This is a genomic window from Arthrobacter arabinosi (assembly GCF_054511115.1).
Genome location: NZ_JBTNDF010000001.1, coordinates 412,716 through 433,060 on the forward strand (window position 1 = coordinate 412,716; position 20,345 = coordinate 433,060).

The 20,345-nt window shown below is 71.4% G+C and carries 16 protein-coding genes; 11 read left to right on the forward strand and 5 right to left on the reverse strand.

Annotated elements, in window-relative coordinates; translation table 11 throughout:
- Window positions 1–59: 59 nt before the first annotated feature.
- The 6 genes from glpK to holA all read left to right on the forward strand — a co-directional run bounded on the left by glpK (window position 60) and on the right by holA (window position 10,122).
- Entirely contained in the window at window positions 60–1,577 is a 1,518-nt protein-coding gene (glpK, locus tag ACX80P_RS02005; protein WP_459276349.1) for a glycerol kinase GlpK, read from the forward strand.
- Window positions 1,578–1,885: 308 nt separating this feature from the next.
- On the forward strand, window positions 1,886–4,384 hold the full coding sequence (gene leuS, locus ACX80P_RS02010; RefSeq protein WP_459276350.1) for a leucine--tRNA ligase: 2,499 nt from the start codon (window positions 1,886–1,888) through the stop codon (window positions 4,382–4,384).
- Between the two features lie 51 nt (window positions 4,385–4,435).
- Complete coding sequence (locus ACX80P_RS02015) at window positions 4,436–5,305, forward strand: DegV family protein (protein ID WP_459276782.1); 870 nt, start codon at window positions 4,436–4,438, stop codon at window positions 5,303–5,305.
- A gap of 80 nt (window positions 5,306–5,385) precedes the next feature.
- Window positions 5,386–6,516 (forward strand): ComEA family DNA-binding protein, encoded by a 1,131-nt coding sequence (locus ACX80P_RS02020; protein ID WP_459276351.1) that lies wholly within the window; start codon window positions 5,386–5,388, stop codon window positions 6,514–6,516.
- A 116-nt stretch (window positions 6,517–6,632) separates the two neighbouring features.
- Window positions 6,633–9,020 carry a ComEC/Rec2 family competence protein gene (locus ACX80P_RS02025; RefSeq protein WP_459276352.1) on the forward strand — a complete coding sequence of 796 codons (2,388 nt, stop codon included), beginning with the start codon at window positions 6,633–6,635 and terminating at the stop codon, window positions 9,018–9,020.
- A gap of 88 nt (window positions 9,021–9,108) precedes the next feature.
- Window positions 9,109–10,122 (forward strand): DNA polymerase III subunit delta, encoded by a 1,014-nt coding sequence (holA, locus tag ACX80P_RS02030; protein ID WP_459276353.1) that lies wholly within the window; start codon window positions 9,109–9,111, stop codon window positions 10,120–10,122.
- Window positions 10,123–10,255: 133 nt separating this feature from the next.
- On the opposite strand, the gene rpsT is transcribed toward holA, so the two are convergent.
- Both rpsT and ACX80P_RS02040 read right to left on the reverse strand, forming a co-directional pair.
- Window positions 10,256–10,516 (reverse strand): 30S ribosomal protein S20, encoded by a 261-nt coding sequence (rpsT, locus tag ACX80P_RS02035; RefSeq protein WP_459276354.1) that lies wholly within the window; start codon window positions 10,514–10,516, stop codon window positions 10,256–10,258.
- A 223-nt stretch (window positions 10,517–10,739) separates the two neighbouring features.
- Window positions 10,740–11,270 carry a type II toxin-antitoxin system PemK/MazF family toxin gene (locus ACX80P_RS02040; protein WP_459276355.1) on the reverse strand — a complete coding sequence of 177 codons (531 nt, stop codon included), beginning with the start codon at window positions 11,268–11,270 and terminating at the stop codon, window positions 10,740–10,742.
- Window positions 11,271–11,508: 238 nt separating this feature from the next.
- On the opposite strand from ACX80P_RS02040, the gene lepA reads away from it, so the two are divergent.
- Both lepA and hemW read left to right on the forward strand, forming a co-directional pair.
- Complete coding sequence (gene lepA, locus ACX80P_RS02045; protein WP_459276356.1) at window positions 11,509–13,362, forward strand: translation elongation factor 4; 1,854 nt, start codon at window positions 11,509–11,511, stop codon at window positions 13,360–13,362.
- 30 nt (window positions 13,363–13,392) lie between these two features.
- Window positions 13,393–14,622 carry a radical SAM family heme chaperone HemW gene (hemW, locus tag ACX80P_RS02050; RefSeq protein ID WP_459276357.1) on the forward strand — a complete coding sequence of 410 codons (1,230 nt, stop codon included), beginning with the start codon at window positions 13,393–13,395 and terminating at the stop codon, window positions 14,620–14,622.
- 39 nt (window positions 14,623–14,661) lie between these two features.
- On the opposite strand, the gene ACX80P_RS02055 is transcribed toward hemW, so the two are convergent.
- Window positions 14,662–15,078 carry a DUF4870 domain-containing protein gene (locus ACX80P_RS02055; RefSeq protein WP_459276358.1) on the reverse strand — a complete coding sequence of 139 codons (417 nt, stop codon included), beginning with the start codon at window positions 15,076–15,078 and terminating at the stop codon, window positions 14,662–14,664.
- Between the two features lie 79 nt (window positions 15,079–15,157).
- A complete protein-coding gene (locus ACX80P_RS02060) occupies window positions 15,158–16,018 on the reverse strand; it encodes a DUF3097 family protein (RefSeq protein ID WP_459276359.1) in 861 nt (286 codons plus the stop codon).
- A gap of 177 nt (window positions 16,019–16,195) precedes the next feature.
- Here ACX80P_RS02060 and hrcA point away from each other — a divergent pair, with 177 nt between their 5' ends.
- From hrcA to ACX80P_RS02075, 3 genes are all read left to right on the forward strand, one after another.
- On the forward strand, window positions 16,196–17,209 hold the full coding sequence (gene hrcA, locus ACX80P_RS02065) for a heat-inducible transcriptional repressor HrcA (protein ID WP_459276360.1): 1,014 nt from the start codon (window positions 16,196–16,198) through the stop codon (window positions 17,207–17,209).
- Window positions 17,210–17,320: 111 nt separating this feature from the next.
- The gene (gene dnaJ / locus ACX80P_RS02070; protein ID WP_459276361.1) at window positions 17,321–18,454 is read left to right on the forward strand and encodes a molecular chaperone DnaJ; all 1,134 of its coding nucleotides are present in this window, start codon (window positions 17,321–17,323) and stop codon (window positions 18,452–18,454) included.
- A 2-nt stretch (window positions 18,455–18,456) separates the two neighbouring features.
- Window positions 18,457–19,221, forward strand: coding sequence for a 16S rRNA (uracil(1498)-N(3))-methyltransferase (locus ACX80P_RS02075; RefSeq protein WP_459276362.1), 765 nt, complete (start codon window positions 18,457–18,459; stop codon window positions 19,219–19,221).
- A gap of 11 nt (window positions 19,222–19,232) precedes the next feature.
- Here the strand turns inward: ACX80P_RS02075 and ACX80P_RS02080 are convergent, their stop codons facing one another.
- Entirely contained in the window at window positions 19,233–20,216 is a 984-nt protein-coding gene (locus ACX80P_RS02080) for a GerMN domain-containing protein (RefSeq protein WP_459276363.1), read from the reverse strand.
- Window positions 20,217–20,345 lie beyond the last annotated feature (129 nt).

Here is a 20,345-nt window from a genome sequence, read left to right on the forward strand (position 1 = left end):
ATTGGGCGGCCCTCGGGCCGCCCGCTTCTCCACGACGTCATCCAATGAAGGAGTAAGACATGTCGCAGCAGTACGTCATCGCCATCGACCAGGGCACCACTTCCAGCCGGGCCATCGTGTTCGACCACAAGGGCGATATCGTGTCCTCCGGCCAGAAGGAGCACGAGCAGATCTTCCCCAAGGCCGGCTGGGTGGAGCACGACCCCGCCGAGATCTGGGCCAACACCCGCGAGGTCATCGGCAACGCGCTGTCCAAGGCGAACCTCACGCGCCACGACATCGCCGCCGTCGGCATCACCAACCAGCGCGAGACCGCCGTCGTCTGGGACAGGACCACCGGCCAGGCCGTGTACAACGCCATCGTCTGGCAGGACACCCGCACGCAGAACATCGTCGACGAGCTCGCCAAGGACGGCGGCGTCGAGCGCTACAAGGAGAAGGTCGGCCTCCCGCTGGCCACCTACTTCTCCGGCACCAAGATCAAGTGGATCCTCGACAACGTCGAGGGCGCCCGTGCCAAGGCCGAGGCGGGCGACCTCCTGTTCGGCAACACGGACTCCTGGGTCACCTGGAACCTGACCGGCGGCACCGACGGCGGCGTGCACATCACCGATGTCACCAACGCCTCCCGCACGCTGTTCATGGACCTCGAGACCCTGTCGTGGGACGAGTCGATCCTCGCCGACTTCGGCGTCCCGATCTCCATGATGCCCGCGATCAAGTCCTCCTCGGAGGTCTACGGCACCGTCCACACCTCGCAGCTCCTCCGCGAGGTGCCGGTCGCCGGTATCCTCGGCGACCAGCAGGCAGCCACCTTCGGTCAGGCGGCGTTCGAGAAGGGCGGTGCGAAGAACACCTACGGCACCGGCAACTTCATGATCGTCAACACCGGCGAGGAGATCGTCCACTCCAAGAACGGCCTGCTCACCACGGTCTGCTACAAGCTCGGGGACGCCAAGCCGGTCTATGCGCTCGAAGGCTCCATCGCAGTGACCGGCTCGCTCATCCAGTGGCTCCGGGACAACCTGGGGATCATCAAGAGCGCGCCCGAGGTGGAGCAGCTCGCACGGACGGTCGACGACAACGGCGGCGTGTACATCGTCCCGGCGTTCTCCGGCCTCTTCGCACCGTACTGGCGTTCCGACGCCCGCGGCGCGATCGTCGGGCTGACCCGCTTCGTGAACAAGGGGCACATCGCCCGCGCGGCGCTGGAGGCCACGGCCTTCCAGACCCGCGAGGTGCTGGACGCGGCCAACGCCGACTCCGGCGTGAACATGGAGGACCTCAGGGTGGACGGCGGCATGGTCGCCAACGACGCCCTGATGCAGTTCCAGGCCGACATCCTCGGCATCCCGGTCATCCGCCCGAAGGTCACGGAGACCACCGCACTCGGCGCTGCCTACGCCGCGGGGCTCGCCGTCGGCTTCTGGAAGGACACCGACGAGCTGTCCTCCAACTGGGCGGAGGACAAGCGCTGGAACCCGTCCATGGACGACGCCGAGCGCGAGCGTCAGCTCCGCATGTGGAAGAAGGCCGTCACGAAGACCTTCGACTGGATCGACGAGGACGTCCGCTAGCACCGGTACATCGAAGGCAACCCCGGTCCGTCGCGCTGACGGGCCGGGGTCGGCCCTTCCCGGCACCCCGGGCCGGGCACCCGTGCGTGCGCACTGCTAAAGTAGGTGCATGCCGCACGCCCTGCCCCTTACATAGCCGCACGGTCCCCGCCGTGCGGCCAGCCCCTCCCGTCTGCGAGGGGCTTTTGTGTGTCCGGGGCAGGGCGGCCGTGCGTGATCACCCGGTCAGGCAGCGGCCCGCGGTGCCGGGCAGGCAGCGAAGCACCACCGCAGAACCACGTTCCACCGACAGGACAGGTCAACATACTGTGAGCATCAACCCCGAGGTCGCTCCGCCGGACGACACCACCTACGATTTCTCGGCCATCGAGGCGAAGTGGCCGGCGGTCTGGGACAGGCTCCAGGCATTCGCTCCGGCCGACGACGGGTCGCGTGAGCGGCGCTACGTGCTGGACATGTTCCCCTACCCGTCGGGCGACCTCCACATGGGCCATGCCGAGGCGTTCGCCATGGGCGACGTCGCCGCGCGCTTCTACCGGCAGAAGGGCTTCGACGTCCTGCACCCCATCGGCTGGGACTCGTTCGGACTACCCGCCGAGAACGCGGCGATCAAGCGCAACGCGCATCCTGCGGAGTGGACGTACGCGAACATCGAGACGCAGGCGAACTCCTTCCGCCGCTACGCGATCAGCGCCGACTGGAGCCGCAGGCTGCACACCTCGGATCCCGAGTACTACCGCTGGACGCAGTGGCTGTTCGTGCGGTTCTTCCGGAAGGGCCTGGCGTATCGCCGGGACTCGCCGGTGAACTGGTGCCCGAAGGACCAGACGGTACTGGCGAACGAGCAGGTCATCAACGGCGCCTGCGACCGCTGCGGGACTCTGGTCACCAAGAAGAGCCTGAACCAGTGGTACTTCAAGATCACGGACTACGCGGACCGCCTGCTCGATGACATGGAACAGCTCAGGGGCCACTGGCCGGAGCGCGTCCTCGCCATGCAGCGCAACTGGATCGGCAGGTCCGAGGGAGCCCACGTCCGCTTCCGGATCGAGGCGGACGGCGACCTGCCGGACACCGACGTCACCGTCTTCACGACGCGCCCGGACACCCTGTACGGAGCGACCTTCTTCGTCGTCGCCGCGGATGCGGAGCTGGCACTCGACCTGGTCACCCCGGAGCACCGCGTGGCCCTCGAGGCGTACCGCGAGCAGGTCAAGGGACTGTCGGAGATCGAGCGGCAGGCCACCGAGCGCGAGAAGACCGGCGTCTTCACGGGCCGGTACGCCGTCAACCCCCTCAACGGCGAGAAACTGCCCGTGTGGGCTGCGGACTACGTGCTGGCCGACTACGGCACCGGCGCGATCATGGCCGTACCCGCGCACGACCAGCGCGACCTCGACTTCGCGCGCACGTTCGGGCTGCCGGTCCGCACCGTCGTCGACACCGGCGCCGAGGACGCGGCCGTCTCCGGGATCGCGACGACGGGAGAAGGAACCCTCGTCAACTCCGGGGAGCTGACGGGCCTCGACAAGCCGACCGCCGTCCGCCGCGCCGTCGAGCTGATCGAGGAGCAGGGCACCGGCGAGCACACCATCAACTACCGCCTGCGCGACTGGCTGCTGTCGCGTCAGCGGTTCTGGGGGACGCCGATCCCGATCATCCACTGCCCGGCCTGCGGAGAGGTGCCGGTCCCCGACGACCAGCTGCCCGTCACGCTGCCGGAGGGCCTCCGCGGGGAGTCACTCGCGCCCAAGGGGACCTCGCCGCTGGCCGCCGTCGAGGAGTGGGTCAACGTGGCGTGCCCGTCCTGCGGGGGCGCGGCGACCCGCGACACCGACACCATGGACACCTTCGTGGACTCGTCCTGGTACTACCTGCGGTTCATCGACCCGGACCTGGAGACCGCCCCCTTCGACACCGAGGCGGTCAACCGCTGGCTGCCGGTGGGACAGTACGTAGGCGGCGTCGAGCACGCCATCCTCCACCTGCTCTACAGCCGCTTCTTCACCAAGGTGCTGTTCGACCTCGGCATGGTGGGCTTCACCGAGCCCTTCAGCGCCCTGCTCAACCAGGGCCAGGTGCTCAACGGCGGCAAGGCCATGAGTAAATCCCTCGGTAACGGCGTGGACCTCGGCGAGCAGCTGGACCGCTTCGGCGTCGACGCCGTCCGTCTCACCATGGTGTTCGCATCGCCCCCCGAGGACGACGTCGACTGGGCGGATGTCTCGCCGTCGGGCTCCGCGAAGTTCCTGGCCCGTGCGTGGCGGCTCGGCGGGGACGTGACGAGCGGGGTCGGCACGGACCCGTCGGCGGGGGACCGGGCGCTGCGCTCGGTGACCCACCGGACCGTCGCGGACGCCTCCGAACTGATGGAGGCGAACAAGTTCAACGTCGTCATCGCCAAGCTCATGGAACTCGTCAACGCGACGCGGAAGGCGATCGACTCCGGGGTGGGCGGTGCGGATCCGGCCGTCCGCGAGGCCGCAGAGGCCGTGGCCGTCATCCTGAGCCTGTTCGCGCCCTACACGGCCGAGGACCTGTGGGAGCGGCTCGGACACGAGGCGACCGTGGCCACGGCGGGCTGGCCCTCCGTCGACCCGGGGCTGCTGACCCAGGACAGCGTGGTCGCCGTGGTGCAGGTGCAGGGCAAGGTGCGCGACCGCCTGACGGTCTCCCCGGACATCGACGAGGCCGCCCTCCGCGAGCTGGCACTGGCCAGCGAGCAGGTGCAGCGCGTCCTCGACGGTCGCGACGTGCGGACGGTCATCGTGCGCGCGCCCAAACTGGTCAACATCGTCCCCGCCTGATGAGGTGCCGATGAGCCGGGCGGCGGCAGGCCCAGGAACCGGGATCGCGTGATGCGTGTAGCCGTGGTCACCGACTCCGCCGCGGGCTTCCCGCCCGGCTGGGGGCTGCCCGGGGCGCCCGCCGAGGGGATCGAGGTGGTCCCTATGCCCGTGCTCGTCGGCGACGACATCCTCACCGGCGAACACGACGACGTCACGGCGCCGCTGATGCTGGCCCTCGCCGCGGGCGCGGACGTGCGCACGTCCCGGCCGTCGCCCGGCCAGTTCGACGGGCTGTACGGCCGGCTCGAGCGCGACGGATTCGACGGCATCGTGTCCGTGCACCTCTCGGGCCTGCTGTCCGGGACGGCGGACGCGGCGCGCCTCGCGGCCTCCCGGGCGACGCTCCCCGTCGAGGTCATCGACACGCGGACGGCCGGCATGGCGCAGGGCCGGGCCGCCCTCGCCGCCCTCGGGACCGCACGCAGCGGCGGAGACCTGCAGGCCTCAGCGGCAGCCGCGGCGATCGCAGCACGCGGCTCGGCGCTCTACTTCTACGTCCCCAGCCTCGACCAGCTGCGGCGCGGGGGACGGGTCTCGGGCGCCGCTGGGTGGCTCGGGACCCTGCTGTCCGTGCGGGTCATCCTCCATGTGCAGGGCGGACGCCTGGTGCCGCTGGAACGGATGCGGTCGGCGGCGAAGGGGCTTCAGCGGCTCCAGGAACTGGCCGAGGCGGACGTCGCGCGCCGCAGCGGGGGGTCCCTGCTGACGGTGCACCACTTCGGCAACGAGGACGAGGCTGCGGCCCTCGGCGAGCGGCTCGCGTCGAGCGTCGGAGCCGGACGGGTCTCCCTGGCGCCCTGCCCCGCGGTCCTCGCCGCACACGCCGGCCTCGGCGTCGTCGCCGTCACCGTCAGCGCGGAGCAGCCCGGCCTCCCCTGAGGGCGCGCGAGCCGACCGGAGATGTCCACATAGCGGTTCCGGTGCCCGGGCGCGTGACGCCCTCTTCCTAGGGTGGCCGCATGGGAAAGCACCGATGGCCGACAGCCGGGGACGCCCGGGCTCCGCAGCCCTCCGCTCCTCCACCGCCCTCCACTCCTTCGCCGCCCTCCACTCCTTCGCCGCCCTCCACTCCTTCGTCGCGCGGGCTCGCCGGGCTCCGCGGCCGTCGGGGAGACCGCGGTCCCGCCGGGTGGGATGCCAAGCCCCTCCCCGACCGGGAGGACCACGCGCCGGCGGACCAGGGGGGCGTCTTCCTACCCACCGTTACCCGGTACGACGACGATCCTGCCGACCAGGACGGCGACGGCGAGCTGCCCCGTGCCGGGGCCCTCCAGTGGCGTGTCGCGCGCTCGGCAGCGCTGGTGTTCCTCGGCGTCGCCCTGGCCGTCGGAGCAGCGCTGTTCCTCGTCCGCAGCTCGGAGCCGTCTGCAGCCGCGGTGTCGGTGCAGCTCGACGCCGGCCCCCCGGGTCGCACGGATGGCGGCTCCGATCCGGCGGACGCCGGCTCCGGTTCGAGTTCCGCCGAAGGTGGTCAGGGCGCCGCCGGTCGGACCGCTGCGGAGGAGGATCCGGGCGGGGCCGAGGACTCCTCGTCGGAGGGGAGCCCGCCTCGAGGGGCCCGGGCGGGCTACGCCCCAGCGCCCGGTGCCGACGCAGGGGACGGACCGGTGATCGTGTACGTGACCGGGGCGGTGGCGGCACCCGGCGTCGTGACGATTCCCGCGGGCACGCGCCTCGTCGACGTCATCGAGCGCGCGGGCGGCGCCCTCCCGGAGGCCGACCTCGAAGGAATCAATCTCGCCGGCATCCCCACGGACGGCCAGCACATCCACGTGCTCGAAATCGGGGAGGAGCCGCGCCCGGCGGGAGCGGAACCGCCGGTGCCCGCACCCGCAGTCCAGGGCCGGGGCACCGACGGGGTTGCCGACAGCTCCCGTGATGGCGCCGCACCTCCGGGGATCATCGACATCAACACCGCCACGCTGGCCGAGATCGAATCACTGCCCCGGGTCGGACCGGTGCTCGGGCAGCGCATCATCGACTGGCGCGACGAGCACGGGCCGTTCGGCCAGGCCTCCGACGTCGATGCCGTGCCCGGTATCGGCCCCGCGCTGCTCGAGGGGATCCTGCCCCTCATCGAGGTCCGGTGAGCGGAAGCGCGGGAGCGGGCGGCGCCTCGGCTCCCGCGCCAGGGCGAGGGGACCGGCAGTCCGGGGCGGGCCCGCACGGTCGGCGACCCCCACGATGGGGAGGCGACCTCCGGCTCGTGCCAGCCGCGGCGGCCGCGTGGGTCGCCTCGGTCATCGCCATCCACGGCGGAGCGCCGGGCGCGACGGCGGGAGGCCTCCTCGCGTGCGCCGCGGGTCTCCTCCTCGGGTGCCTGCTCCTCCTCGCCCCGGGCGGGCGCGCGCCGACGTGGATGGTGGTGCCGGCGCAGGCCCTCCCGCCGACTGCTGCACTGGCCCTCGTCCTGCTGGCCGCCGGCGGCAGCCTCGCCCGGGCCGAGGCCGGACCGGTCGACCGCGCGGTGGAGGCCGGGGTACCCTTCACGGCGATCCTGCGGATCTCGGGCGAGCCGACCCTCCTGCCGCCCGGCGCTTTCGGCGGCGGCAACCGCTATCTGGTGGACGCCGACGTCCTGGGGGGCGTCCTGCGGGGGCAGCAGTTCGCCTCGACGACGCCGGTCGTCGTGCTCGCCCCGGAACAGTGGGCCGGCGTCGGGACCGGAGAGACGGTGCGCGTGCTGGGGACCGCGAGACCGTCCGACCGCCTGGGCCGGGCGACGGCTGTCTTCCTGCCCGCCGGCGCACCAGCGGTCGACGAGGCCGACGGCTGGCTGCGTTACACCGATGACCTGAGGTCCTCCTTCCGCGAGCTGTCGCGGCGCGACGGCCGCGACGGAGGACTGCTCCCGGGTATGGTGCTCGGTGACAGGACGGGTCTGGATCCCGGCCTGGCGGAGGCCATGAAGACGACCGGCCTGACGCACCTGACGGCCGTGAGCGGTGCGAACTGCTCCTATGTCGTCGCCTTCGCGTTCCTGGCGCTGCGTCTCGCGCGCACGCCGCGACTGCCGGCGGCCGTCGGTGCTGTTCTGGCCCTCGTGGGGTTCGTGATGCTGGTCCGGCCCGAGCCGAGTGTCCTCCGTGCCGCGGTGATGGGCGCCATCGGCGTTGCGGCCGTCCTGTCAGGGCGGGGCAGGGTGTCACTGACCCTCCTGCTGGTGTCCGTCATCATCCTGCTCGCCACGGATCCCTGGCTGTCCGTGTCCTATGCATTCCTGCTCTCCGTCGCAGCGACACTCGGGCTCATCACCGCCGGTCCGCGCGTATCGGAGACCCTCCAGCGGGTGATGCCGCGCGTCGTCGCGCAGCTGCTGGCGATCCCGCTGACGGCGCAGCTGTTCTGCACGCCGATCCTCGTGCTGATCCAGCCCACGCTGCCGCTGTACTCGCTGCCCGCGAACGTCCTCGCTGCGCCGGCCGTCCCCGCGATCACCCTGCTGGGCATGCTCGCGGTCCTGGCGCTCGTCGGCGTGCCGGCCCTGGCCCCGCCGCTGATCGGCGCCGGCCAGTGGGGGACGCGGTGGGTGGCAGGGGTGGCCGATGCACTGTCCACCGGTCCGGGTGCAGCGCTGCCGTGGATCCCGGGGGCGCCTGGAGCGGGAGCGGCGGCGCTGGTGTCGCTGACCACCCTCCTGGTCCTGGCACGGCGGGTGCCTCCTGCCGCCCGGGGTGGCCCGTCCGGCCGTCGCCGGCCTCCCATCGGGACCGGACCGTCACCCGACGGCGCCCGGACCCGTCACAGGCTCCCGGTCGTCCTCGCCGTCATGGTCCTGCTCCTCGTCGTCGCCGTCGTGGTCCGCAAGGGGACTGCGCCGGCGGCCGGGGCGTGGGACCTCGCGATGTGCGACGTCGGGCAGGGCGACGGCCTGGTGCTGCAGACGACGCCCGGGCACGCGCTCGTCGTGGACGCGGGGCCGGACCCGGACGCCATGGACCGCTGCCTCGACGCCCTGCAGGTGGAGGTGATCGACGCCCTCGTGCTCACGCACCTGCACGACGACCACTACGGCGGCATCGAGGGCACCCTCCGCGGCCGAACCCTCTCCACCCTCTACTACTCCACCGGTGAGGACGGCCTCCCGGGGGTGGTGGCCGCGACCGCCGGGGCGAGCGGGGTGGAACCCCATCGGCTGGACAGCTCCACCAGCCTCGACCTCGCCCCGCTGCAGATCGACGTCCTCTGGCCGACCGACGGGCCCGACCGTGCGGAGGAGAACAACGCGAGCGCGGTCCTCGACGTCGTGGTGCCGTCCGCCGGCCGCCCGCTCAGGATCCTCCTGACCGGAGACCTGGAGGAGGACGCCGCCGCGGCGCTGCTCCGCTCGGAGCCGGGTCTGGCGGACCGGGGGGTCGACGTCCTCAAGATCGCCCACCACGGAGCCAGCAACGGGGGCACGGAGCTGATCGAGGCGGTCGGCCCTCGCCTTGCGCTCATTTCCGCGGGCGAGGGCAACGACTACGGCCACCCCCACCAGAGCATCCTCGACGCGCTCGCCCGCGCCGGGATCGCCACGGTGCGCACGGACCAACTGGGGTCCTTCACGGTCGACGTCGTCGGCACGACCGTCGAGGTCCGGCCGCTCCGATGACGCCGCCCGGACCGGACGGTGGACGACTTTGAGGCGCGTCGGCGCCGTGCGACAGTAGGAGGTGTTTCGAAGGAAGGAACTCCGCCACGTGGCAACGAGATCATCGACCGGCCGGACCAGCGGCGCCCCCCAGCAGGCGGCCTCCTGGCGTGACGTCCGGCCGGCGGGCGTCGTGCTGCTCGCGGGCCCGGAGGACTACCTCGCGTCCAAGGCAGCCGAGTCGATCCGGCAGCAGGTCAGGACCGCGCAGCCGGACGCCGAACTCGTGCGCTTCGACGCGGCATCCTACGAAGCCGGTCACCTCGCGATGCAGGCGAGCCCGTCGCTCTTCGGGGAGTGGAAGATCATCGAGGTGGCCGGGCTGGCGCAGATGAGCGACGCCTTCCTGGTCGATGCGCTGGCCTATCTCGAGGACCCGGCGCCCGATGTGGTGCTGGTGCTGCGCCATTCGGGGGGCAACCGCGGCAAGAAGCTGCTCGATGCCGTCAAGGCGGCCCGTGCCACCGTCGTCGACTGCCAGCCGCTGAAGAAGGACACCGAGAAGGCCGAGTTCGTCACCACCGAATTCCGGCTCGCGCGCCGACGCATCGAGCCGGAGGCCGTCCGGGCCCTCGTCGCGGCCGTCGGGTCGCAGCTGCCGGAACTCGCGGCCGCCTGCCAGCAGCTCATGGCCGACCACGCCGGCGAGGTCTCCGTCGGGACCGTGGAGCAGTACTACGCGGGACGCATCGAGGCGACGGGCTTCAAGGTGGCCGACGCCGCCCTGGCCGGACGCACCGCGCAGGCGCTGTCGATGCTCCGCCACGCCCTGGCGACGGGTGCCGATCCGGTGCCCATCGTCGCGGCCCTCGCGATGAAGGTGCGGGCCGTGGCCAAGGTCCACGGCGTCCGGGGCTCCTCGATACAGCTCGCCAAGGAACTGGGCATGGCCCCGTGGCAGGTGGACCAGGCGCGGAAGGAAGCGCAGCGATTCAGCTCCGATGCCCTCGCCCGCTGCGTCCGCGCCCTCGCGGAAGCCGACGCCCAGGTGAAGGGGGAGTCCCGCGACCCCGTCTATGCGGTGGAACGCGCCGTCACGGTCATCGCCCTCGCCGAGGGCTGAGCGGCAGCCCCGTGGAGGGCCGGTCATCGCCCTCGCCGAGGGCTGAGCGGCAGCCCCCGGCCCGTCGCCGCCCGGCTTAACGCTGAAGGGCCGGCCCCGTCAGGAGCCGGCCCTTCAGCAGAGGTTCCGCAGCTTAGAGCGCGTTGACCTTCTTGGAGATCGCGGACTTGCGGTTCGCTGCGTTGTTCTTGTGCAGCACACCCTTGGTGACAGCCTTGTCGAGCTTGCGGCTTGCAGCCTGCAGCGCCGTAGCGGCAGCATCCTTGTCCGCACCCTCGACGGCCGTGTTCACGGCGCGGATGGCGGTCTTGAGCTCGGACTTCACCGAGTTGTTACGCTGCCTCGCCTTTTCGCTGGTGAGGATGCGCTTCTTCTGGGACTTGATATTTGCCACGTATGAGAACTTTCTTTGTATTGCGGACTGGTCGTGAGGGTAGTTCGGCCAACCGAAGACTGAGCGGCGTGGGGATACCGTGTGGCGATCGGCCAAAGTGCCCGAAGACCTGCGCGGACACACAGCTATACAGGTTAGCAGAAACCCGCCCGCAACCCGAGCGGCCGGGCGTCGGCCGGCGGTCCCGGTCACGGCGCGAACGCTGTCCCGGGGCGCCCTGAGGTCAGCCCAGCAGGTGCTCGGGGATCGCGGCGACCACCCGCTCGAAGCGGGGGCGGGGCAGGACGGCGCCCTCCCGCCTGATGGTGCCGGGCTGGATGCGGAGCAGACGGTCCACCTTCACCTCGCTCGGGCGCGCCTGCCGATCCCACGCACCGGCCCCGATGTCGACGTAGCGACCGTCGTGGCCGGCACTGTTGGTGCGGTCCCGGCTCGTGAGCATCAGCCCGAGCAGGGCGCCACCCTCCCGGCCGACCAGCAGCACCGGGCGATCCTTGCCCCGGGACGGGTCGTCCTCGAACGGCACCCACGTCCACACGATCTCCCCCGGATCGGGCTTGCCGTCCGCGGTGGGGGAGTACGCGAGCAGGGCCGTCCGGCGACGGTCCGCGGCGGTGCCGGACTGGGTGGTGCGTCCTCCGCCGGGGCGGCGCAGGGACGGGGCGTCCTGCCGCTCGGTGCCCGCGCTGGGTCGGGACACGGCCCGGACGACGCGGCTCGCCAGGGACAGGAGCGACTGCACGGTGATACCCATGCTGAGATCCTAGCGACCACGCCCTGACGCGCCCCGGCCGGGGTGAGCGCCGGACAGCAGCGGCCGGCGTGAGCGGCAGCGGGCCGGACTGTCGGCGGGTCGACCAGCGGACGGCGCGCGGGATTGCCGGAGCCGAGCGGCGTCGTGGGACACTGGGGGAGGCTGCCGCGGACCGGCGCCCCGCACCCGCGGTCCGCGCCCCGCCGTCGTACCTGTTCCGCAAGAGTGAGGAAGCTACGTGTCACCCATGGCCCGCACCGCTCCGGTGCCTGCCGCCACCGATCCGGCGATCATCAGGAATTTCTGCATCATCGCCCACATCGATCACGGGAAGTCCACGCTCGCCGACCGCATGCTCCAGCTCACCGGTGCCGTCGAGCAGCGGGACATGAAGGCGCAGTACCTCGACCGGATGGACATCGAACGCGAGCGCGGCATCACCATCAAGTCCCAGGCGGTCCGCCTGCCCTGGGAGGTCGACGGCACCGCCTACGCGCTGAACATGATCGACACCCCCGGACACGTCGACTTCACCTACGAGGTGTCCCGCTCGCTCGCGGCCTGCGAGGGTGCGATCCTGCTCGTCGACGCGGCGCAGGGCATCGAGGCACAGACCCTCGCGAATCTCTATCTCGCCATGGAGAACAACCTCACGATCATCCCGGTCCTCAACAAGATCGACCTCCCGGCCGCCCAGCCCGAGAAGTACGCGGCGGAACTCGCGAGCCTGATCGGAGGAGAGCCGGAGGACGTGCTGAGGGTCTCCGGCAAGACCGGCATGGGGGTCGAGGTGCTCATGGACAAGATCGTCCGTGACCTCCCGGCGCCCACCGGCAACCCGGATGCACCCGCCCGCGCCATGATCTTCGACTCGGTGTACGACACGTACCGGGGCGTCGTCACGTACGTGCGGGTGGTCGACGGCAAGCTGAGCCCGCGCGAGCGCATCCAGATGATGTCCACCCGGGCCAGCCACGAGCTGCTCGAGATCGGCGTCAGCTCGCCCGAGCCGACGCCGTCCAAGGGCCTCGGCGTAGGCGAGGTGGGCTACCTCATCACCGGGGTGAAGGACGTCCGCCAGTCGAAGGTGGGCGACACCGTCACCAACCTCGCCAAACCGGCCGCGGAGTCGCTCGGGGGCTACCAGGACCCCAAGCCCATGGTGTTCTCCGGCCTCTACCCGCTCGACGGCACGGACTATCCCGTGCTGCGCGACGCCCTCGACAAATTCACCCTGAACGATGCCGCCCTCGTCTACGAGCCCGAGACGTCCGCAGCGCTGGGCTTCGGCTTCCGTGTCGGCTTCCTCGGACTGCTGCACCTCGAGATCACGCGCGAGCGCCTCGAGCGGGAGTACAACCTCGACCTCATCTCCACCGCGCCGAACGTGGAGTACGAGGTCACCCTCGAGGACAAGCGCGCCGTCAAGGTCACCAATCCCAGCGAGTACCCCGTGGGCAAGATCGCCGAGGTGCGCGAACCCATGGTGTCCGCCACCATCCTCGCGCCGTCGGAGTTCATCGGCGCCATCATGGAGCTGTGCCAGCAGCGCCGCGGCGTGCTCGGAGGCATGGACTACCTGTCCGAGGACCGCGTCGAGATCCGCTACCGGCTGCCGCTGGCGGAGATCGTCTTCGACTTCTTCGACCTCCTGAAGTCCAAGACCCGCGGGTACGGGTCCCTCGACTGGAAGGCCGACGGCGACCAGGTGGCCGACCTCGTCAAGGTGGACATCCTCCTGCAGGGCGAGCAGGTCGACGCCTTCAGCGCCATCACCCACCGCGACAAGGCCTACGCCTACGGCGTGATGATGACGGGCAAGCTGCGCGAGCTGATCCCGCGCCAGCAGTTCGAGGTGCCCATCCAGGCGGCGATCGGGGCCCGCATCATCGCCCGCGAGAGCATCCGCGCCATCCGCAAGGACGTCCTGGCGAAGTGCTACGGCGGTGACATCACGCGCAAGCGCAAGCTGCTCGAGAAGCAGAAGGAAGGCAAGAAGCGCATGAAGATGGTGGGGCGCGTGGAAGTCCCGCAGGAAGCATTCATCGCGGCCCTGTCCTCCGACGAGTCCAAGGACAAAGCCAAGAAGTGATGAGCCTCGGGTCGGCGCGGACGGCGCCTCATGCCTAGCGCACTGCCGCTCGGCCTGCCGGCGCCGGAGGACGGCGTCCTGCCGTCCTCCGCGGCCGAGGGTGCCCAGGACCGCGCGTTCTGCCTCTACGTCCACATCCCGTTCTGCGCCGTCCGGTGCGGGTACTGCGACTTCAACACGTACACGGCCACCGAGCTCGGCGGCGGCGCCTCCCAGGACGCGTACGCCGGTTCGGTCCTCGCCGAACTCGCCCTCGGGGCGCAGGCGCTGGAGGCGTCCGGGGTGCCCGCCCGGCCGCTGGAGACGGTCTTCTTCGGAGGCGGCACGCCCACGCTCCTGCCCGCGGAGGACCTCGCGTCCATCCTGACGGCCGCCCGCGACCAGTGGGGCCTGGCGCCCGACGCCGAGGTGACCACCGAGGCGAACCCGGACTCGGTCACACCGGAGTCGCTGCGCATCCTCAGGGCGGCCGGCTTCACGCGGGTCTCCTTCGGCATGCAGTCCGCCGTGCCCCACGTCCTGGCCGTGCTCGATCGCACCCATGCACCGGACCGCGTCCCGCAGGCCGTGGAGTGGGCCCGGGAGGCCGGGTTGAAGGTCAGCCTCGACCTGATCTACGGCACGCCGGGGGAGTCGCTGGAGGACTGGCGGGTCTCCCTGGCCACGGCGCTGTCCTACGGGCCTGACCACATCTCCGCCTACGCCCTCATCATCGAGGACGGGACACGCCTGGCAGCACGGATCCGCCGGGGCCAGGTGCCGCCGATCGACGACGACGACCACGCCGACAAGTACGCCCTCGCGGACGAGCTGCTCACCGAGGGCGGCCTGCAGTGGTACGAGGTCAGCAACTGGGCGCGCACCCCCGAGGACGCCTGCCGGCACAACCTGGCCTACTGGCGCGGTAGCGACTGGTGGGGAGCGGGCCCGGGTGCCCACTCGCACGTCGGGGGGACCCGCTGGTGGAACGTGAAGCACCCCCGCCCCTACGCCGACGCCCTCGCCGCCGGTCGGTCCCCGGCCGCGGGCCGGGAGATCCTGTCGGACGGGGACCGCTACGTCGAGGACGTGATGCTGCGGGTGCGCCTGCGGGAGGGCCTCGCCACCGAGACCCTCACTGCGGGGGGACGCCGTGCGGTCGCCGGGCTGATCGCCGACGGACTCGTGGAGCCTGCCGCGGCCTTCGCGGGCCGCGTGATCCTGACCTTCAGGGGCCGACTGCTCGCCGACGCCGTCGTGCGCAGGCTGCTGCCCGACTGACGCGTCGGGCGCGGGTCGGGCGGACCGGCCGGGAGGGGCTCAGCGGATGAGACGCAGGTTCAGCGCGTAGCGGTAGGGGCGCCCGCGATTGACCTGGATCCCGGCATTGACCGAGAAGATGGTGATCGTCACCCAGATCAGGGCGTTCAGCACCGCGAACACCGCGCCGACGACCGGCAGGAGCGACAGCAGCCAGGCCAGCAGGGCGAGGATTGTGGGAGGGAGCGTGAAGTTCAGCGCCTCCTTGGACTCCTGGGCCGTGAAGGGGCCGCGATCCTTGAAGATCAGGAAGATCAGCAGGGACGGGATGAAGCCGAGGATCCCCCCGAAGTGGGCCAGCGTGGCGAACTGGCGGTCTTCCGATGCCGTCAGCGGAAGCGCGTTCGCCGGAGTGCCTTCGAACGCGGGCTGCGACTCGCCCCGTCCGTGGTGCTGTTGGTCGGCGGTGTTGAACAACGTCAAGTCCTTTGCTGGCTGTCGAGAATGTTCCCCCGGAGTGTGCTCCAAGGATACGGGGTGGCAGGCTCCGGTCGGCTCAGGGGCTGCCGGGAGTCGCGGTGAGGAAGTCGATCACTTCCTCGACCCGCCCCAGCAGCGAGGGCTCGAGATCCGCGTAGCTGCTGACCCGGCCGAGGATGCGCTTCCATCCGTTGGCCACGGCGGCCTTGTCGTGGTGGGGCCAGCCGAGACCGGCCAGGATGCCCGTCTTCCAGTCCTGGTGGCGGGGGACGACGGGCCAGTCCGCCAGGCCCAGCGCGGCCGGCTTGACCGCCTGCCAGACGTCCACGTAGGGGTGGCCGACGATCAGCACGTTGCCCCGGGCCCCGGGGGCGGTCATCGCCTGCTGCGCGATCCGGTACTCCTTGGTGCCCGGGAGCAGGTGGTCCACGAGGATCCCGAGCCTGCGCTGCGGGCCCGGTCCGAAGGCGCGGATGGCGCCTTCGAGGTCGTCGACGCCGTGCAACGGTTCGACGACGATTCCCTCCAGGCGGAGGTCGTCGCCCCACACCTTCTCGACGAGTTCGGCGTCGTGCTGGCCCTCCACCCAGATCCTGCTGGCTCGGGCGGTCCTGGCCCGCGCGTTCTCCACCCGCACGGAGCCGGAGGCGGTGCGGGCGGCAGGAGCGGCGGTGCGGGACCCGCCGGGGACGGGCGCGACGACGTGCACGGGCCGGCCCTCGAGGAGGAAGCCGTGGCCGAGCCTGAACGTCCGGGTCTTGCCGCGGCGGTCCTCGAGCACCATCACGTGCAGCCCGCCGGACTTCTCCACCCGGACCACCGCGCCGACGAACCCGCTCTGGACGTCCTCGAGCACCATGTCCTTCTCGACGGGGACATCGGCGAGTCCTACCCGCTTCGGAGCCGCCAGGTCGCGGGCTCCCCAGCCGTGGTCCATCCCGGGTCCGTCCTTCCCACAGGGGCTCCGGCGGTCTGCCGCAGCCCGGGATCCCAATGCTAACAATCGCAGCGGACGTACTAGACTTGGCACTTGCGCGTGTCGAGTGCTAACGACCGGGAACCAGCCGCCGCACGTACCCGTGGGAAGAGGAACAGATCCGGAGGTGACACAGGAATGAGTGAACCGCGACGCCTTGAGGTGCTCCGGGCCATCGTCGAGGACTACGTCCACTCCAGGGAGCCCGTAGGGTCCAAGGCCCTGGTGGACCGCCACCGGCTCGGCGTCTCCTCCGCCACCATCCGCAACGACATGGCGGTCCTCGAGGAGGAGGGCCTGATCACCGCCCCGCACACGAGCTCCGGGCGCATCCCCACCGACAAGGGGTACCGCCTGTTCGTGGACCGCATCTCCGAGGTGAAACCGCTGTCCGCGCCGGAGAAGAAGGCCATCCAGACCCTGCTCGAGGGCGCCGAGGACCTCGACGACGTCATGGACCGCACGGTGAGGCTGCTCGCGCAGCTCACCAACCAGGTGGCGGTGGTCCAGTTCCCGCGCGTCGGCGGAGCCGCGGTGCGGCACATCGAATTCGTCCAGCTGGCTCCGCAGCAGATCCTCGCGGTCCTGATCGCCACGAACGGCACCGTGCAGCAGCGCATCGTCCGGACGCCGGCGGAGATCGAGGAGTCGGAGCTCGCGGAGCTCAAGCAGCGCATCCTGTCCGCCGTGTCCGGCGTGAAGCTCACGGCGCTCCCCGGCGAGCTCGGCGTCGCCCTCTCCAAGCTCCCCCCGGGGCTGCGCGCCCACGGGGGTACGATCGTCAGGGCCCTCGAGCAGCTTGCCGGGCTCGGGCGGGAGGACCGCATCCTGCTCGCCGGGACGGCCAACCTGGCCCGCTCTACCGGGGACTTCCCGCTGAGCATCGGCCCCGTCCTGGAGGCGCTCGAGGAGCAGGTGGTCATGCTGCGGCTGCTGTCGGAGATGGAATACGACGCGCGCGGCATCTCGGTGCGGATCGGGAGCGAGAATCCCTACGGGGGGCTGTCGGAGGCCTCCGTGGTGGCCACAGGATACGGCCCGGATGCCGGAGCGAAGCTCGGGATCCTCGGCCCCACCCGGATGGACTATCCGACGACGATGGCGGCGGTGCGCGCCGTCGCCCGCTACCTCTCGAGGATCCTCGAGGAATAGCGGGGCAGCGGTCCGGGGTTGTCGATAGCGGCGCCGAAACCGTCCATGGCCTTTCCGCCGGTGCAGCCGGCGAGCAGATGACAGACGTCCAACAGGAAGTGATGTGCACGAGTGAGTAATCACTATGAGGTCCTCGGTGTAGCGCAGGGTGCGACCGGGGAGGAAATCAAGAAGGCGTACCGCAAGCTCGCCCGGAAGCTCCACCCCGACGTGAACGAGGGGCCGGACGCGTCGGAGGAGTTCAAGCGTGTCAGCCACGCCTACGAGGTGCTGTCCGATCCGCAGAAGCGGCGGGTGTACGACACCACAGGCAACGAGAACGGGACGGACAGCGGCTACGGCGCGGGGTACTCGGGCTCGGGTTTCGCCTTCCAGGACATCTTCGAGACCTTCTTCGGCGGGGGCGGCGGTCAGCAGTCCGCGGCTCCGTCGCGGACGCGTCGTGGTCAGGATGCGCTCATCAACGTGCGCATCGACCTGAAGGACGCGGTGTTCGGCGTCAACAAGAAGATCGAGGTGGACACCGCCGAGGTGTGCCCCACGTGCGACGGCAGCTGCTGCCAGCCCGGCACCTCCCCGCGCACCTGCGACATCTGCGGCGGTTCGGGTCAGGTCCAGCGCGCCGTGCGGTCGATCCTCGGCCAGGTCATGACGAGCGCCCCCTGCGGCACCTGCCAGGGCTTCGGCACCGTCATCCCCAGCCCCTGCCACGAGTGCAGCGGCGAGGGCCGCGTGCGTGCCCGCCGCACCCTGACCATCAAGGTACCGGCAGGTGTGAGCACCGGCACGCGCATCCAGTTGGCCGGCCAGGGTGAGGCCGGAACGGCCGGCGGACCGCAGGGCGACCTGTATGTCGAGATCCGCGTCGCCACCGACTCCACCTTCCTCCGCGACGGCGACGACCTGCACGTGACCCTGAGCGTGCCGATGACCGCCGCGGCGCTCGGTACCACGGTGCACCTGGACACCTACGACGGCGACCAGGAGCTGGACATCAAGCCCGGCACCCAGCCCGGCGAGATCCTGACCCTGCGGGGCCTCGGCGTCACGCACCTGCGGAGCCAGGGCAGGGGAGACCTCCGGGTCCACCTCAACGTCGAGACACCGCGCAACGTGGACCCGCAGCAGGAGGAGCTCCTGCGCAGGCTCGCGGAACTGCGCAACGAGGAGTACACCGACGGACAGCTCGCCAGCAGCGGCTCCGGCGTCTTCGCCCGCCTGCGGGAGCGGCTCGGAAACCGCTGACCATGACGCGTCCCCTGTTCTTCGGGCCGGCCGAGGCGGTCCGCGCCGCGGCCCCGGGCGGCGTCTTCGTGCTCGGCGGGGACGAGGGGCGCCATGCCGCCACCGTCCGCCGCCTCGGCGAGGGTGAGCGCCTCGACGTCTCCGACGGTGCGGGCTACCGGATCGGCGGCGTGATCACCGCCGTGGGGAACGGGACCGTCGAGGTCGCGGTGGAGACGGCCGGCCAGGAGCCCGCTCCGCAGCATCGGCTGGTCCTCGTCCAGGCCCTCGCCAAGGGCGGTCGCGACGAGCAGGCCGTGGAGGCGGCGACCGAACTCGGAGTCGACGCGGTCGTGCCCTGGCACGCCGAGCGGAGCATCGTCCGCTGGCGTGGCGACAGGGCCGAGAAGGGCCGGCAGAAGTGGGTCTCGCTCGTCCGGGCCGCGTCCAAACAGTCGCGTCGCTCGTTCGTGCCTGAGGTCCACGCGGTGCTGGACACGTCGGGGCTGGCCGCGTGGGCGGGGGCGGTCGACCGCATGATCGTCCTGCACGAGGACGCCGACCTCCCGCTCGCCGACCAGGTCTCCGATCTTCTCGCGGCCGGATCGGGGGGACCGACCTCGACCGCCGTCGTCGTCGGACCGGAGGGTGGGATCAGTGCTGCGGAATTGGGGACGCTGCGCGCCGCCGGGGCCGGGGTCGCGCGCCTGGGCCCGCACGTCCTGCGCTCCTCGACGGCCGGCCCGGCGGCCGTGGTGCTGCTGAACCACCTGCTCGGGCGCTGGTAGCCCGCACGCTGCTAGCGGACGACGACGGTCTTCGAGTCCCCGGAGGCTCCCTCGGTCGAGGGGACCGACACGGTGACCTCGTACCGGCCCGGGGGCAGGGTCACGGCGAACGAGTAGGCGCCCGGCGCCCCGTCCTCGGGGGAGATGTCCACGGAGCCGTCCCGGAAGAGTTCGGTGCCGCCCTTCGCGGAGCCATCCGTGCTGCGGTCGATGCGCCAGGCCAGCGCGTCCTCCGAGGCCGGGCCGACCCCGTGGACGGTGAGGTTCCCGGAGTCCACCTGCACGCCGTCCTGCGGGTCGATGATCCACAGCGGCGCGATGCTCTCGGCGTCCCGCGTCCATTCGCCGCCCAGATCGACGGCGCCGAACGCTCGTTGGTCGGCCGCGCCGTCGACGAGGACGACGACGGAGCTGGCCTCGCCGCCCGCGATGAGCCCTGCATGCGAGGCGGCAGCCGTCGCCGTGTACACCAGTTGCTGCAGCGCGAGCCGTGCCTGCCCCTCGTCCAGGCGCGGTGACACGGCGTCGGAGGAGAGGTCGAGGGTGATGACGTTCTTCGTCGAGACGGACGAGCTGACCCGGGACGCCGCGCGCCAGGACGAGTGGTAGTCGGGATCGAGCGGCCGCCCGGCGGCCATGATCCGGACGGCGTCCGCGATCGGGTCGCCCGTCGAATCCTCGGGCGTCGGGAGGTACTCGCGGAAGAGCCGCTCGGCGCCGTCGTCGGCCCCGAGCCAGTAGACGGGCACCAGCGGCTGCACGGCCTCCGAGGGACCCGCGCTCGGTCCCGTCATGGCCTCCGGCGAGGGGGTCGGCTCAGCGTCGGCAGCCGCCGTCGCGGCGGGATCCGGAAGGGGAGCCAGCTGCGCATTGCCCGAGCGCGGCCCGAGGTCGGGCAGGAGCAGGGCGCCGCTGCCGACCAGCACGCTCCCGGACACCAGGAGGATGCCGCCGAGCCCCAGCCGGTTCTTCTTCAGGGGGTCCTGGTGGTTCATGCCTGCCTCCTTCCGTCGGGCGCGCGCGGGTCGATGCTGGTGCGGATCGTGCGGGTCTCGAGTCCGCCGCAGCATCGCCGGCGGTGCCGGCCGGGGGTCGCCCACGGCGGCGCGCGCCGGTGGCGGACC

Bases quoted from the DNA above. Each gene is read 5' to 3' on its own strand.
- glpK (WP_459276349.1), top strand. From the start codon at position 60: ATGTCGCAGCAGTACGTCATCGCCATCGACCAGGGCACCACTTCCAGC.
- ACX80P_RS02015 (WP_459276782.1), top strand. From the start codon at position 4,436: ATGCGTGTAGCCGTGGTCACCGACTCCGCCGCGGGCTTCCCGCCCGGC.
- ACX80P_RS02020 (WP_459276351.1), top strand. From the start codon at position 5,386: ATGGGAAAGCACCGATGGCCGACAGCCGGGGACGCCCGGGCTCCGCAG.
- ACX80P_RS02040 (WP_459276355.1), bottom strand. From the start codon at position 11,270: ATGGGTATCACCGTGCAGTCGCTCCTGTCCCTGGCGAGCCGCGTCGTC.
- hemW (WP_459276357.1), top strand. From the start codon at position 13,393: ATGCCTAGCGCACTGCCGCTCGGCCTGCCGGCGCCGGAGGACGGCGTC.
- ACX80P_RS02060 (WP_459276359.1), bottom strand. From the start codon at position 16,018: ATGGACCACGGCTGGGGAGCCCGCGACCTGGCGGCTCCGAAGCGGGTA.
- hrcA (WP_459276360.1), top strand. From the start codon at position 16,196: ATGAGTGAACCGCGACGCCTTGAGGTGCTCCGGGCCATCGTCGAGGAC.
- ACX80P_RS02075 (WP_459276362.1), top strand. From the start codon at position 18,457: ATGACGCGTCCCCTGTTCTTCGGGCCGGCCGAGGCGGTCCGCGCCGCG.
- ACX80P_RS02080 (WP_459276363.1), bottom strand. From the start codon at position 20,216: ATGAACCACCAGGACCCCCTGAAGAAGAACCGGCTGGGGCTCGGCGGC.